This window comes from Sphingobacterium sp. KH_072 (assembly GCF_057837975.1).
Window position 1 is genome coordinate 3,925,985 of sequence record NZ_CM174457.1, and the last position, 15,493, is coordinate 3,941,477.

The 15,493-nt window shown below is 44.4% G+C and carries 13 protein-coding genes; 8 read left to right on the forward strand and 5 right to left on the reverse strand.

What is annotated here, in order from left to right:
* The first annotated feature begins 32 nt into the window (after positions 1-32).
* Positions 33-425, forward strand: coding sequence for an SRPBCC domain-containing protein (locus tag AC3IRT_RS17490; protein ID WP_489394482.1), 393 nt, complete (start codon positions 33-35; stop codon positions 423-425).
* Here AC3IRT_RS17490 and AC3IRT_RS17495 read toward each other — a convergent pair.
* Positions 418-2,169: a serine hydrolase domain-containing protein gene (locus AC3IRT_RS17495; RefSeq protein ID WP_489394483.1), complete on the reverse strand. Its 1,752-nt coding sequence runs from the start codon at positions 2,167-2,169 to the stop codon at positions 418-420. The genes AC3IRT_RS17490 and AC3IRT_RS17495 overlap by 8 nt on opposite strands.
* Before the next feature lie 95 nt (positions 2,170-2,264).
* Between AC3IRT_RS17495 and xseA the strand changes: the two genes are divergently transcribed.
* The 4 genes from xseA to AC3IRT_RS17515 all read left to right on the forward strand — a co-directional run bounded on the left by xseA (position 2,265) and on the right by AC3IRT_RS17515 (position 7,107).
* Positions 2,265-3,530 carry an exodeoxyribonuclease VII large subunit gene (gene xseA, locus AC3IRT_RS17500; protein WP_489394484.1) on the forward strand — a complete coding sequence of 422 codons (1,266 nt, stop codon included), beginning with the start codon at positions 2,265-2,267 and terminating at the stop codon, positions 3,528-3,530.
* On the forward strand, positions 3,520-3,741 hold the full coding sequence (xseB, locus tag AC3IRT_RS17505; RefSeq protein ID WP_489394485.1) for an exodeoxyribonuclease VII small subunit: 222 nt from the start codon (positions 3,520-3,522) through the stop codon (positions 3,739-3,741). The genes xseA and xseB overlap by 11 nt, the downstream gene beginning before the upstream one ends.
* A gap of 40 nt (positions 3,742-3,781) precedes the next feature.
* Entirely contained in the window at positions 3,782-6,586 is a 2,805-nt protein-coding gene (gene uvrA, locus AC3IRT_RS17510; RefSeq protein WP_489394486.1) for an excinuclease ABC subunit UvrA, read from the forward strand.
* 68 nt (positions 6,587-6,654) lie between these two features.
* Positions 6,655-7,107 (forward strand): RrF2 family transcriptional regulator, encoded by a 453-nt coding sequence (locus AC3IRT_RS17515; protein ID WP_166332774.1) that lies wholly within the window; start codon positions 6,655-6,657, stop codon positions 7,105-7,107.
* 24 nt (positions 7,108-7,131) lie between these two features.
* On the opposite strand, the gene AC3IRT_RS17520 is transcribed toward AC3IRT_RS17515, so the two are convergent.
* Genes AC3IRT_RS17520 through AC3IRT_RS17530 form a run of 3 tightly spaced genes read right to left on the reverse strand, consistent with a single transcriptional unit; the run spans position 7,132 to position 10,320 of the window.
* Positions 7,132-8,433, reverse strand: coding sequence for a UDP-N-acetylmuramoyl-tripeptide--D-alanyl-D-alanine ligase (locus AC3IRT_RS17520; RefSeq protein ID WP_489394487.1), 1,302 nt, complete (start codon positions 8,431-8,433; stop codon positions 7,132-7,134).
* A gap of 45 nt (positions 8,434-8,478) precedes the next feature.
* Positions 8,479-9,402, reverse strand: coding sequence for a citrulline utilization hydrolase CtlX (ctlX, locus tag AC3IRT_RS17525; protein ID WP_489394488.1), 924 nt, complete (start codon positions 9,400-9,402; stop codon positions 8,479-8,481).
* Between the two features lie 3 nt (positions 9,403-9,405).
* A complete protein-coding gene (locus tag AC3IRT_RS17530; RefSeq protein ID WP_489394489.1) occupies positions 9,406-10,320 on the reverse strand; it encodes a dimethylarginine dimethylaminohydrolase family protein in 915 nt (304 codons plus the stop codon).
* Between the two features lie 117 nt (positions 10,321-10,437).
* On the opposite strand from AC3IRT_RS17530, the gene AC3IRT_RS17535 reads away from it, so the two are divergent.
* Positions 10,438-10,866, forward strand: a complete 429-nt coding sequence (locus AC3IRT_RS17535) for a hypothetical protein (protein ID WP_489394490.1) — start codon at positions 10,438-10,440, stop codon at positions 10,864-10,866.
* A 210-nt stretch (positions 10,867-11,076) separates the two neighbouring features.
* Positions 11,077-13,950, forward strand: coding sequence for an aminomethyl-transferring glycine dehydrogenase (gcvP, locus tag AC3IRT_RS17540; protein ID WP_489394491.1), 2,874 nt, complete (start codon positions 11,077-11,079; stop codon positions 13,948-13,950).
* Between the two features lie 88 nt (positions 13,951-14,038).
* Here gcvP and AC3IRT_RS17545 read toward each other — a convergent pair whose 3' ends face one another.
* Complete coding sequence (locus AC3IRT_RS17545) at positions 14,039-14,644, reverse strand: porin family protein (RefSeq protein ID WP_489394492.1); 606 nt, start codon at positions 14,642-14,644, stop codon at positions 14,039-14,041.
* Positions 14,645-14,754: 110 nt separating this feature from the next.
* Here AC3IRT_RS17545 and AC3IRT_RS17550 point away from each other — a divergent pair, with 110 nt between their 5' ends.
* Entirely contained in the window at positions 14,755-15,471 is a 717-nt protein-coding gene (locus AC3IRT_RS17550; protein ID WP_489394493.1) for an SAM-dependent methyltransferase, read from the forward strand.
* Positions 15,472-15,493 lie beyond the last annotated feature (22 nt).

Sequence of the window (15,493 nt, forward strand, 5' to 3'; positions counted from 1 at the left end):
ACAAATCATAAATATTGACCTATCTTTGCCTAATGAAGCATTTCAAGAAATACTACACCTTAGCAGCTACACCGGAAGAAGTTTATCTAGCCCTCACAACAGAAACCACCATACGACTGTGGACGGGTGACATCGTAACGATTGATGCACGACCAAATGGTGAATTTTCTATGTGGGACGGCGCTATTACCGGGCGGTTTCTAGAACTAATCCCTGCCGAAAAGATTGTACAAGAATGGTATTTCGGCGAGCAAGATGATCAATCAGTTGTCACCATCAAATTGCACCCGCATAAAAAAGGAACCTCACTTGAATTGCAGCATGCCAACATTCCCGAAGATGCTTACGACGACATTGTAGACGGCTGGAATGATGTGTATATGCGGAGCTTAGTGGAGTTTTACAACGACGACGATACTATCTAGCTTCGTTGATCGTCTCGTACACCGCATCTTGTATGCGGCTACGAATGTTGAGGTCATACAATTTGTTGGACACGTCAGGATATACCCGATTGGACAGGAATATATATACCAATTGATTCTTTGGATCGATCCACACACAAGTACCCGTAAAGCCTGTGTGTCCGTAAACTGACTCATTCACCAATTGAGAAGGATACGCCTTGCTGGCATCCATATCATAGCGATCGAATCCTAATCCGCGCCGACTAGTGAGTGATTGCCGCGAAGTAAATAAGTCGACCGTCGCTGGCTGGAAATAGCGCACGCCGCCATAAGTTCCCCGATTTAATAACATTTGCCCATAAATGGCGAGATCATTGGCAGAAGCAAACAAACCAGCGTGGCCTGCTACGCCATTCGCCATCGCTGCACCTTGATCATGCACATAGCCCTGCAACAACTCCTTGCGAAAAGTGGTATCATTTTCCGTAGGAATTAGACGATTTTTAGGAAAGCGCTTTCTCGGATTGTAGCCCGTTGTTTGCATACCAATTCGGCTGTACAGCCATTTTTGTAGATATGGTTCTATTCCTTCATTCGTCACCTTTTCGGCCACTTCTTTCATGGCATACATGCTAATGTCTGAATAGACATATTTACCAGCATCCTTGATGGGCGAAGCCAGCATTTTGGGCCACATCACTTGTTCATAATATCCGTTGCGGAGAAAAGCGTGATCGGCCATTTGCACACCATGCGTAACTGAAGCTTCGCGCTGCACATCTCCCGGTTTAAGATCACGATAGAAAGGAATGTAAGGCTCAAAACCACCTTCATGCAATAGCACCGTTCGTATGCTCGTTTTTGCTTTTTTGCTCCGGCGCGCTGCCGGCAGATAAAATCCCAAAGTGCTATCCAACTGCACCTGCTTCGTTTCGTACAAGTGCATAATCAATGGCGTGGTGGCTGCGATTTTGGAAACGGAAGCCAGATCAAAAATATCATTTGAAGTGGTGCGCTGCGATTTATCATACGTATGATGCCCGTACGCTTTTTCTAACAACACCGCGCCATTTTTGACAATAATCACCACCATGCCTGGCGTAGCTCGCTCTTTCATCGCCTCCTCGGCAATCGCATCAATATTTTTGGTCATTTTCACCAGATCAAGCCCCCAAGATTTAACTTGGCCATCATCATATTGCAGTCGCGTTTGGGCACGTTTGTTTTTCCCAGAAGTAATCGGCAAGCCGCCAAAAACGGACATCGCCAAATCACGCTGAGCGGATGGTGTTTTAGCAGGATTACGCAGATGAATCATATTATCCGTCAATCCAGCCGGAAGATTAAAACTGCTACCTCCTATCTCACAGAATGCAATAGTTTGCCCTTTTGCTGCGTAAGTGCGCAGTTTGGATAGGATATCACTACGCAACTCACTTCGTTCGGCAACAACTAAAATAACCTGTGATTGCGTTACCACAGAGCCTAGAGCAGCAAACGAAAAGGCTGCCATCGGGGCATATCGCTCTGCTTGCCGAATAAACGCTTCGTATTTTTTGGTGGAAGGCGTAATGATCACTAAAGATTGTTTAGAAAGATCTCCAATTGGCAAAAGGTTTTTGCTGTCCGCTAATAGCTCGGTGCGATTAGTGACCGGCGGTTCGTTAGCAGCGACAGGCGCTGCGTACAAAATGACAAACACAAATCCCAAAAGGACAGATAATAGCTTAAGAATGGAGGAAATCGTGCGGCTGCTTTTCATGGCGGTACTATTTGCTGATCGTGTTAACCAAGATAAGCATAATGCCTAATTTTGCGCCATTGCATTTCAAGGCATTTTTATCTATGTTTGACTAGATGCCTGAATCAATCGATCATAAAACTGTTTTTTCCTTACTCGAGGTTTCTCGAAGTATCCAAAAAACTATCAGCGATCGCTACCAGAGCCTTTATTGGATCAAGGCGGAGATGAATAAGCTCAACCATTATTCTCATTCCGGGCACGCTTATCCAGAATTGGTGGAAAAGAAAGGCGGCAAGGTGGTCGCCGAAATGCGTTCCATTTTATGGAAATCTGACTTTGCACGCATTAACAAGCAATTTTTGGAGTTGTTGCAAGAACCGCTGCGCGATGGGATCACGATTTTGTTTCAGGCAGGGATTTCATACGATCCGCTTTACGGTTTCAGTTTACGTATCGTAGACATTGATCCAGCTTTCGTGTTGGGCGAGCTAGAGAAGGAGAAAAAAGAAAGTCTGCGCCGCCTACAAGTCGAAGGTGTATTTCATCTCAATAAGCATCTTAAACTAGCTCGGTTACCCAAGCGATTGGCCATTATTTCGGTAGAAACCAGTAAAGGCTTGTCGGATTTCAACAAAATCATTAATCAGAATCCGTGGGGATATCGGTTGGAAATGTCCTTATTTCCGGCCTTATTACAGGGCGATAAATCCATTCCTTCGATCATTGCGCAATTGGCCAATATTGCTGAGCGCGCAGAATCATACGACGCGGTCGCTATTATCCGGGGTGGTGGTGGCGAGGTTGGCCTTTCGAGCTACAACAATTATCAGTTGGCGAGAGCGATTTGTATTTTCCCTTTACCAGTGCTTACAGGCATTGGGCACTCTACCAACGAAACGATTTCTGAATTAGTTTCATATAAAAATGCCATTACGCCAAGCGAGTTGGCCGATTTTCTGTTACACCGTTTTCACGACTTTGCGATCCCCCTCGATCAATTAGTCACACGAACAATAGATGGAGCATTACGGAGATTTGAATACGAAAAAGATGCGCTCAAACAAATCTCGAAAGCCTTGAATTGGCAGAGCAAACAGCCTTTGCAAAGACACCGATTGCTCTTAGAAGATATCCAACACCGCTTGGCGCGTGCCAGCACACAGAAAATCCGCGAACAGCATACGACTTTGCAGCACATCTCGCAGCTGATCCAACTATCGGATCCAAAGCGCCTGCTCCAACGTGGATTTAGCATTACGCGGATTAATGGCAAAGCGGTACAAAGCACAAAAGATCTGCAAGTTGGCGATGTGATCGCAACCCAAGTGCTGGACGGACATTTTACGAGTACCATAAACGACATGACTCATGGAGAATAACTATACGTATGAAGATGCTTTTGCGGAGTTGCAACAGATCGTGGTAGATATGGAATCTGGCGATATTGATATCGACAGCCTTTCCGAAAAGATCAGACGCGCTTCTGAACTGATTGCGGTATGTAGAGCGAAACTCACTCGTAGCGAGGACGAAGTACAGCAATTGATCGCCAAATTGGCCGATGACCAAACGGAAAGCCAAGAGGACTAACTAGTGGATATTACTTAGTTTTTGTGTAATTTTGCGATCTATGCAAAAGAAGTCTGCGCACGATGCGAAATCACACATTTTAATCAAGGGAGCCCGGGTCAATAACTTAAAAAATATTGATGTCGATATCCCGAAAAATAAGCTGGTTGTCATTACTGGAATGTCTGGTTCTGGTAAATCCTCGCTAGCTTTTGATACGCTGTACGCAGATGGGCAAAGACGTTATGTCGAAAGTCTTTCGTCTTACGCGCGCCAATTTATGGGTCGGATGAATAAGCCGGAGGTAGATTACATCAAAGGCATTGCACCAGCGATCGCCATTGAGCAAAAAGTCATCACCAGCAATCCGAGATCTACGGTAGGTACGTCCACAGAAATATACGATTACCTAAAATTATTGTTTGCTCGGATCGGACACACTTTTTCGCCGGTATCTGGCCGCGAAGTGACTAAAGATTCGGTGACTTCCATTGTTTCTGATTTGACGAGCCGTGCTAATGACAGCACCTTTACCATTTTTTGTCCGCTCATTCCCCTAAATGGCCGTAAGCTAAAGGAGGAATTATCCGTCTTACTTCAAAAAGGTTTTGTACGTGTCTTTTACAAAGACGCCATGCACAAGATCGAAGCGCTACTGGAAGATAGCAGCATCCGCAATGCTGCCTTTGGCTCGGAAGATGTAGAAATCGTGATCGATCGCATCCGCTGGGATGGCGAAGAAGATACGGTAAACCGGATGGCAGATTCGATACAAACGGCTTTTTTTGAAGGAAAGGGCAATTGTATTGTAGATATTGATGGCACGCGCCAAACCTATTCAGACAAATTCGAACTGGACGGCATTACCTTCGAAGAGCCTTCGCCAAACTTCTTCAGTTTCAATAATCCGTATGGAGCTTGTAAGCGATGTGAGGGTTACGGGAAAGTCATTGGCATTGATCCAGACCTAGTCGTTCCCGACAAAAGTAAATCGGTCTACGACGGTGCTATTGCCCCTTGGCGCGGCGAAAAAATGAGCGTGTGGCTCGATGCCTTGGTAAAAACAGCCTTAAAATTCGATTTCCCGATTCACCGCTCGTACAACGAGCTTACCAAAGCGCAGCAAGAAGTGCTCTGGACGGGGAATAAGCATTTTCGAGGATTAAACGATTTCTTCAAAGAACTCGAAGAGCAGACGTATAAAATTCAATATCGGGTCATGCTTTCGCGCTACCGCGGAAAGACAGATTGCCCAGAATGCCACGGTTCGCGCCTGCGCAAAGACGCAACCTACGTGAAGATCGCAGACAGATCCATTACCGATATCGTGTTGCTACCGATCGATGAGGCCTTAGTATTTTTTGATCGGCTTTCCCTTTCCGATCAGGAACAAAAGATCGCGAAACGCTTGCTGGAAGAGATCGGTAACCGCATCAAATTTTTGTGCGATGTAGGTTTAAGATACCTCACGTTGAACCGATTGAGCAATAGCTTGTCTGGTGGAGAATCACAGCGCATTAACTTGGCTACTTCCTTAGGGAGTTCGCTTGTAGGATCTATTTACGTGTTGGATGAGCCGAGTATCGGTTTACACCCGCGCGATACGCAACGTCTAATCAGCGTCTTGAAATCGCTGCGCGATGTCGGAAATACCGTGATCGTCGTAGAACACGAGCAGGAAATGATGGAAGCAGCGGATTACCTGATCGATATTGGTCCGGAAGCCGGAATAAATGGTGGCGAACTGGTATTTGCCGGTAATTATGACCAGATTATCAGCGATAAGAAAAGTCTGACAGGACAATACCTGAGTGGCAGCATGGCTATTCCAGTTCCTGCGGCACGCCGCAAATGGAATGATGCTATCCGCATTTTGGGTGCGCGCGAGAATAATTTACAAGGTATTAACGTCGAATTTCCATTGCATGTATTTACGGTAGTAACCGGCGTATCAGGCTCGGGTAAAACGTCTTTGGTAAAGCGTATCCTATACCCTGCTTTACAAAAAAACTTAGGAAATTATTCTGGAGATCAGACTGGTTTATTTGACGCCATTGAAGGCGATATCGAACGTATCGAGCAAGTGGAAATGGTAGACCAAAATCCAATTGGCCGATCTTCACGCTCTAATCCGGTGACGTATGTAAAAGCTTGGGACGAAGTACGCGCTTTGTATGCTGGTCTTCCAGCAGCAAAAGCGGGCGGTCTGAAACCAGCAGCTTTCTCCTTCAACGTAGAAGGTGGCCGATGTGATGTCTGCCAAGGAGATGGAGAAGTAAAGATCGAAATGCAATTCATGGCCGATATCGTTTTGCCTTGCGAAGCTTGTAGTGGTAAACGCTTCAAGCAACATGTATTGGATGTGCGCTATCAGGAGAAAGATGTATCGGAGGTATTGGAACTGAGCGTCGATGAAGCCTTGGTGTTTTTTGCTGATCAACCCAAAGTGATTGCTAAACTGCAACCATTACAAGATGTGGGTTTGGGTTATGTAAAACTAGGGCAATCTTCGAGTACACTTTCGGGCGGCGAGGCACAGCGGATCAAGCTAGCGTCGTTCCTGATCAAGGGCAACAATAGCAAGAAGACCTTATTTATCTTTGATGAGCCAACCACTGGTTTGCACTTCCACGATATTCTGAAATTATTAAAATCCTTTGATGCGCTAATTGCGCTGGGCAATAGTATCTTAGTGATTGAGCACAATATGGACATGATCAAATCAGCCGATTGGGTGATAGACATCGGCCCAGAAGGTGGTCAGCTAGGTGGAGAATTGGTTTTTGCAGGTACGCCCGAACAATTGGTGAATTGCAAAAAATCGTACACAGGTCAATTCCTAAAGGATCATTTGCCGAAGGCATAAGTGGATAACACGATGCAAACGGATATTTTTTCGTAATTTTGGACAAATATTAGATTATCTGAGCTGCTATGCTATCGAAGAAAACAAAATACGCTATTAAGGCACTCATGCTTTTAGGAAGAAATTACGGGAAGGATCCAATGCAAATCGTCAAGATTGCTGATGAGGAACGTATTCCTAAAAAATTCCTAGAGCAAATCTTATTGGAGATGCGTAATGCGGGCATGTTGTATTCCAAAAAGGGTGCTGGTGGTGGCTATAGCTTGAATAAGTCTCCAGAAGATATTTACTTATCTCAAGTCATGCGTTTGATTGACGGACCGATCGCTTTGCTACCTTGTGTTAGTCTTAACTTTTATCGTTCTTGCGACGAATGTATGGAAGAGCGCGTTTGTGGCATTCGCGATACATTCACCGATGTGCGCAATGCCATGCTACAGATTTTGAATGATACCAGCATTGCCGCCCTGATTAACAAAGAAAAAGAATTAGACCTTCACGTTCCCGAAGAAAAGCAATAATACAGAGCCTCACGAAAGAGCAACCTACAATACTTCCATTAGTTTCTCGAAAGCCATTCCGCGCGAACCTTTCAACAGAATAAAGCTTTCAGCTAATTGTTGCTCGCGCAGAAATACCGCCGCTTCCTCGGTCGTGGCGAAGAAATGATCTGTCCTATTGTCTTGTTGAAAGAATGCTTTCCCTACAAAAATTCTCAAATCTGCTAGGATGGTTTCGGCTTGTCGAATCACAGTAAGATGCTCTGTAGCACTCTCCGCTCCCATCTCAAACATATCACCCAGAATAATTACTTTTCGATCGGCCGTCACGACTTTCATATTCTCTAACGCTGCCGCCATACTGCTGGCATTCGCGTTGTAAAAATCAGCGATCACGGTATTGCGTGCTGTTTTGGTGACTTGCGAACGATTGTTTTGTGGCGTATATTTTTCCACACCTGCATTGATTTGATCGGCAGACAAACCAAGGCTGAGGCCGATCGCGATAGCCGCGAGGATATTCTCGGTATTATACGAACCGGTCAACTTCGTAGAGATAGACTGGTAAGTACCGCGATTCACCCTCCATTCGATCTGCAAATAAGGATCTGCGGTTGATAGCTTGCCAGATACATCATACTCTTCCGATGCGCCGTATCGAATTACTTGATTAAAATGCTTGCCATTGGCCATGCTCAGCAAATGTGTATTGTCTGCCTGAATAAACAAGGTGCCTTGATGATCTGCCAAATAAGTATACAGTTCTCCTTTGGCCGTTTTCACACCTTCGAAAGAACCGAATCCTTCCAAATGTGCTTTCCCGACATTGGTAATTAAACCCATCGTAGGTTGCGCTAATCCGGATAACAGAGCAATCTCTCCAACATGATTCGCGCCCATTTCAATAATCGCGACTTCGACCTCAGAGCCGATACTCAAAAGCGTTAACGGCACACCAATATGATTATTTAAGTTGCCTTTTGTGGCCAATGTCTGGTATTTCTCGCTGAGCACCGCGTAGATTAGTTCCTTGGTCGTGGTCTTACCATTGGTGCCTGTAATACCGATCACTGGGATATCCAGCTGTTGACGATGATGCTTGGCCAGATGTTGTAATGTCGTGAGCACGTCATCCACCAGAATATACTGCGTATCGTTTTCTTGATAAGCGACTTCATCGATCACGACATATTTGGCGCCGCTGGCTAGTGCCTGCTTGGCAAAAGTATTGCCATTGAAGTTCCCCCCTTTTAAGGCGAAAAATATGGAATCTTGGCTAATCTGCCGTGTATCGATACTGACTTGAGGAAATTGCTGATATATCTGGTAGAGTTGTTCGATCTGCATGACTCGGTTCATTTGGAACAAAAATAACTAAAAAACCGATGCGTTCTATGCATGGAATATCTCTGCAATCATACATCGCGCGCTGCCACCGCCATACTTCTCAATCGTGTACAATGGCGTCTGCACTAACTCACCCTGTGCGGCCAGTTTTTCCTTTTGTGCATCGGTAAAATGCTTATACGCTTGCTCACTCATCACGATCAACGGATCAGCGTCTGTTTTAGTACGCAATTCTAAAATGTTGCCACAAAAATGATTCATCTGCTCCTCGCTAATTTCAATAATTTCCCGACCGCTTTCCTCCAGCGATTGGCGTACTGTTTTACGCTGAGCAGTATCTCTAATCGAATCCAGACAAATCACGGCAAACGTGGTACCAACTGTCATCATCACATTGGTGTGATAGATCGGCAATGGATCGCCATCCACCTGTTGAAATGCTTCAAATACTACCGCCGTATAATGAAGATCTTCGCAAAAGCGATCTACTAAAGCGGGATTAGCCCGTGGTGATAAGGAACAATAAGCTACGCTATTGATCCGATCTAAGACCAAAACGCCGGTGCTTTCTAAATAGTAATGCTGATCTTCATAAATGGAATAATCGATAATCTGATCGTAGGGCAAGCCTTCTTTTTGCAATGTCCCGAGTACATTAAGGTTACGTTCCAGCCGACGATTTTCGGCATACATGGGGTACAACACAGCTTTGCTCCCATGAAAGGAAATCACATTGTTGGGAAAGATGCTGTCCGGCGTATCCCATTTACCGCTATCTTCAACGACAACGACGCGCACATCATTATTTTGCAATAGCTGCACCATCGCATTGAACTCCGTCAAAGCCAATGCTTGCGTATTATCTCTCGTGTCTTCTGCGGTCTGAAAATAATTATTGACCGCGGTATCTTCATTTTTGCGAAATTGAGATGGTCGCACCATCAAGATCGTATCGGTAGTTTGTTTCATCCTTTAATCTCTATAAAGTGGTAAGGTAGAACAGCGGAGCAAACCTTCTTGTTTGCCAATTTCGTGATAAGGTATTTCTTCTACGTGCAGTCCTTGTAAGCGCAACCAATGGTTTAGCCGCGTGAATTGTCTTTCGGAAACTACCACCTCCGGCGAGATAGAAAACACATTGGAAAACATCTGATACATCTCATCAGCCGTGATCTGGAAAATATTTTCTAGGCCAAATAGATCAACCAAAAACTGATATTCTGCGGGATTCCGAAATCCACCTTCATAAATGATAGCCATATCCTTACCGACCGGTTGAAAGCAACAATCCAAGTGCAGCGCATTGCCACGCGCATCAGTCATCGACTTCACCAAATCAAAAGCTTTTACTTTCTTCTGCGGGAAAAGATCTTGCATAAAAGCGATCGCTGCCGTATTGGTTCGTGCGGTATTGTACTGACTATAATCTTCACCGGTATAGGTTCCAATCAGGAGATAATCATTCCACACTAAGACGTCACCACCCTCAATATGTACATCTTCTGGCGGAAAAACCAAGTTCTGCGGATTAATCTGTTCCACAATTCCTTGAATCGCTTTCCATTCATCTGCCCGATCGGGCAGTATGTTCGCTTTCACGAACACGTCATCCACCACAAAACCGATATCTCTGGTAAAAATCTGATTCATATTTTCTACCAGATTAGGACGTAGAACTTCGACATCGTATTTTTCCAGCACACGTTGAAAGGCACTGAGCTCGTGCACCATATCGGCTTCTGCGGGATAAGTTCCTGCGCGAATATGTTCCAGCGATTTGGGATCATAAGCTTCGGCTTCTGTAGGTGTCGGCCCATTAGAATCCGTTCGACCCAAAATTACCGAGCGCAATCGGTTCGTTTCATTGTGTATAGCAAGCTTTAACATACTTTCTAGTTAGGGGATCCATCTCGCTTAAATTTACGCAATTATTTTGAGCCTTTGGGTAGCGATACCTGAACAGTTTACGTTTCAAAAACAGTTAACTCCCAAAAAATCAAAATTATGAAGAGAAGTAAAATCATTTTGTTTTCGTGTGTGATCCTCCTACTTTCATGTTCTAAAGATGAATGGATCAGCAATCCAGAAGGTTTAGAAGCAGAGATCAGTTTGGCTGCGGGTATGTGCGGTACGACTAAACTTATAAAGATAAATAAAGATCGCACCAGTAAATCTGTACCCCAAAATAGCTGTGTGACTCTGCAGGCAGAAAAAGTACAACAAACGGATGAAGTAGTTTTCGAGAAACTGAACTCTTTTGTAAAAAAACTTGATCTTCAGAAAACTCCTATTCAGGAATGTTGGCGTTGCGTCGATGGAGCCGATTACATCTTGAAGCTCCGAAATGGGTCGAATAGTATAGAACACAGCATCTCATTAAACACCGACGATAAAGTTCGCCGCGAATTCATCGAATTTTTAGAATCCTTGTAGTGTTTTTTGTCTTTGAGCTGTTTGGTACGTGGTACTTAAATATGTTTTAAGTAGACTAATATACTGTTCATAATAAATGAATTACAAGGCTCTTTTTTCGTCGATAAAAATCGTAATTTTGCCCCATCAAAAGGTTCATAAAATAGCATCGCGCTACAAGCAAGCGAAATAGATGCTAGAACAGTGTAAATGAAAAAGTTAAGGGCAATAATGAGCAACATATTTTACAGCGAAAAATTTGAAGATCGTCACAATGGTCCCCGGGCCTCTGAGGTAGACGAGATGTTAAACTTTCTAGGGGTATCGTCTTTAGACGAGCTAATCGAGCAAACCGTGCCTGCTCCTATTCGGAGAAAAGAGCTGCGTTTGCCTGCTCCATTAAGTGAAGTCGCTTATCTAGAACGCGTCAATCAGATCGCCGAAAAAAACAAGGTTTTCAAATCATTTATCGGACAGGGTTATTACAATGTCGTGCTTCCAGGAGTTATTCAGCGTAATGTGTTTGAAAATCCAGGATGGTACACGCAATACACGCCCTACCAAGCGGAGATCGCACAAGGGCGTTTGCAGGCATTGTTAAATTTCCAGACGATGGTTTCTGACTTGACCGGTTTAGAAATCGTAAATGCTTCTTTGTTAGACGAGGCGACTGCGGCTGCAGAAGCGATGTTTATGTTGTTCAATGCACGCAAGAATAAAGAGGCGCGTACTTTCTTGGTAAGCTCAGACATTTTTCCACAAACATTAGACGTCTTACACACCCGTGCTTTACCGTTTGGCGTCGAGATCAGAACAACTGACGTATCTGAAAACGACCTGAAAGAAGATGTATTTGCTATATTTTTACAATATCCCGCAGCTAGTGGTTCTGTTTCTGATTACCGCGAACTAGTTAGCGCGGCTAGCGAAAAAGGCATTACCACGGCGGTAGCAGCAGATTTGATGTCGCTGGCTCTTTTGACGCCTCCGGGCGAATGGGGCGCTGATGTCGTTGTAGGCAATAGCCAACGTTTTGGTGTACCAATGGGTTTTGGCGGTCCGCACGCGGCTTACTTTGCTACAAAAGACACGTACAAACGTTCTATTCCTGGTCGGATCATCGGAGTAACTTCTGATTCTGCTGGTAATTATGCACTTCGTATGGCTTTGCAAACACGCGAGCAACATATCCGCCGTGATAAAGCTTCCTCCAATATCTGTACTGCGCAAGCTTTGTTGGCGATCATGGCTTCTTTTTACGCCGTATACCACGGACCGCAAGGCATCAAAAATATTGCTTCAAGAATCCATGACCTAACGCGTTTGGCCGACCAAGCTATTCAAACCTTAGGATACAAACAGCTTAACAAAAACTATTTTGACACGTTGCGTTTTGAAGTTAGTGAAGCAGGCACCTTGAAAGGTGAAGCGCTAGATCACAACATCAATTTCTTCTACCAAGATCAGTTTGTGGGTATCTCTATCGACGAGACTACGACATTTGAAGACATCAAAACTATCGTAAAAGTATTTGCTAGAATAAAAGGCAAAAATGCAAATGATGTAGATGTTGAAGCAATCACAGAGCAATTGGAGCAAGCAATTCCAACTGCTTTAACGCGTGAATCGGAATACCTGACACACCCTGTGTTCAATAGCTACCACTCCGAGAGTGAGATGCTTCGTTATATCAAATCGTTGGAAGCTAAAGATCTTTCTTTGTGCCACTCCATGATTCCGTTAGGATCATGTACGATGAAGTTGAATGCGACTTCGGAAATGATTCCGGTAACCTGGGCACGTTTTGGCAGTTTGCATCCATTCGCACCAGTCGATCAGACTTCGGGTTATATGCAATTGTTGGATGAATTGAACCAATGGCTAGCCGAGATTACGGGTTTTGCCAAAATGTCTTTCCAACCAAACTCTGGTGCTCAAGGTGAATACGCTGGTCTAATGGTAATCCAAGCTTATTTAGAAAGCAAAGGACAAGGACACCGCAATATTTGTTTAATTCCAGCTTCTGCGCACGGTACCAACCCAGCTTCTGCTTCGATGGCAGGCTTAAAAGTGGTGGTTGTAAAATGCGATGAGCGAGGTAATATTGACGTAGCCGATCTAAAAGCCAGAGCGGAAGAGCACAGTGAGAACCTACATTCTTTGATGGTGACTTATCCATCTACACATGGCGTGTTCGAAGAGCCAATCATTGAGATCTGCAACACGATTCACGAACATGGCGGCCAAGTATATATGGATGGCGCCAATATGAATGCACAGGTTGGTTTGACCAGTCCGGGCTTCATTGGCGCGGATGTTTGTCACCTAAACTTGCACAAAACATTCTGTATTCCACATGGTGGTGGTGGCCCAGGCATGGGACCAATCGGCGTAGCCGAGCATTTGGCACCATTCTTACCAAATCACCGTGTCGTACCCGTTTCTGGAAAAGAAGGAATCACGGCGGTATCGGCAGCACCTTATGGATCTACTTCTATTTTGGTGATTCCACACGCATACATTGCGATGATGGGAAGCGAAGGTCTTACCAACGCAACTAAAATCGCCATCTTAAATGCGAATTATATCAAAGCACGTTTAGAAGGACATTATCCGGTATTGTATGCTGGCGCAAACGGCCGTTGTGCGCACGAGATGATTTTGGATTGTCGTAATTTCAAAAACGTGGGTATCGAGGTAGCTGACATCGCGAAACGTTTGATGGATTATAGTTTCCACGCACCAACTGTTTCATTCCCTGTAGCAGGCACCTTGATGGTAGAGCCAACAGAATCTGAATCGAAGGCAGAATTAGATCGCTTTTGCGATGCCTTGATCGCCATTCGCGCGGAGATTGCTTTGGTAGAATCTGGCGAAGTGGATGCTAAAACAAACGTGTTGAAAAACGCTCCTCACACGGCACAGGTAGTGATTGATGATGCTTGGGATCGGCCATATAGCCGTCAACAAGCTGCTTATCCGTTAGCCTATTTACGCAACAATAAGTTTTGGCCTACTGTTGGCCGAGTGAATGAGTCTCAAGGTGACCGTACCTTGATCTGTTCATGTCCTCCGATCGAAGCCTACGCTGAGCTTGAAGCGTAAGCAACTTTCAGCCAATACGAAAAAAGGATCTGACCGCACGGTCAGATCCTTTTTTGTAATGATGTAAAAAGAAATTCTGTTAGAATATTTAAAATTGGAAACCCAATCCAAATTGCCAGAATTTGTTCTTAATTGTAACTTCACGTTCATCACTGATGTTAGCTAGTCCCAATCCGTAACCAACATTGAACAACAATCCATTACTGAATCTGTAGCCAGCTAGCAAGTTTAATCCTGCATCGAAATTTTTAACACCTACGTCATTAAAGGTTCCACTATCCGATTCGCCGCCAGCACGACCAAAAGCACGTATACCATAAGCGGCATAAGGCCCGGCACCAACGAAGACATCACCACTTTCTCCAGTCGGGATGTAGTACACAAAATTGACGGGCACTTCAACATACAATAAGTTGAGTTTAACGTCTCCAAAAGCGGTTAACTCATCATCAAACTTCCCTCCTTTACCTTGCACGGAAAGACCAGGCTGGATAGATAGATTTGTAGCAATCGGTGCGTCGACAAATCCAGAGACATGAAAATTGGTGCTCGCACCTGTCGTGTAACTAATGTTGTTCGCGGAGAAAGTTAATGTTGGCACATTCAGCCCTGCTTTGATGCCATAAGAAACTTGAGATACGGCACAAAATGCTAAACCAGTACTAGCAATGATCGTTAGTAGTATTTTCTTCATATTAGTAATTTTGATCGAAGATAACAAAAATGAGCAAGTACAACAATCAGATTTCCATGAAACAGATCTCGACGCAAAAAAACTACCCGCGAAATGACTAAGTTTGCAGCATGGCGTTTGGAAAACTTTATCTTATACCTGTGCCGCTAGCAGAAGGCGCAGAAAAAGCTTCATATACAATACTACATCAGGAAGTCATTCAATCGATCGACGAGTACATCGTGGAGAGCGAAAAAACGGCACGTAAGTTTTTGAAACATGCTGGACTTAAAATTCCGCAGAGCGAATTGATTATTCACGATTATGGCAAGCATGTGCGTGATAAGGTTGATTATAATGCTTTATTTAAAGGACTGATGTCTGGCAAAGATGTAGGATTAATGTCTGATGCTGGGTGTCCCGGCGTAGCAGATCCGGGTGCATTAATCGTGGCTGAAGCGCATAAACGTGGCATATACGTTCATCCATTAGTTGGCCCCAGCTCTATCTTGCTCGCTTTGATGGGTTCTGGTTTCAATGGGCAGCAATTTAGTTTTCAAGGATATTTGCCAATTGATAAGTCGGCACGTAGTCGTAAGATCAAGGATTTGGAAGCCGAATCTGCGCGAGAGCGCATCACGCAGATTTTTATCGAAACACCATTTCGTAATGAACAGTTGTTGAGCGAGTTATTGCGCACCTGCCAACCGAAAACCCGATTGTGCATCGCTTGGAATCTTACCGGCGAGGACGAAAAGATCATCTCGCAGCCGATCTCGCGGTGGAAAACACTAGAAGGAATTGACCTCTATAAAAAACCTGCCATATTCCTCCTTTTTGCTTCATAATATCCGTAATTTTAGCTGAATT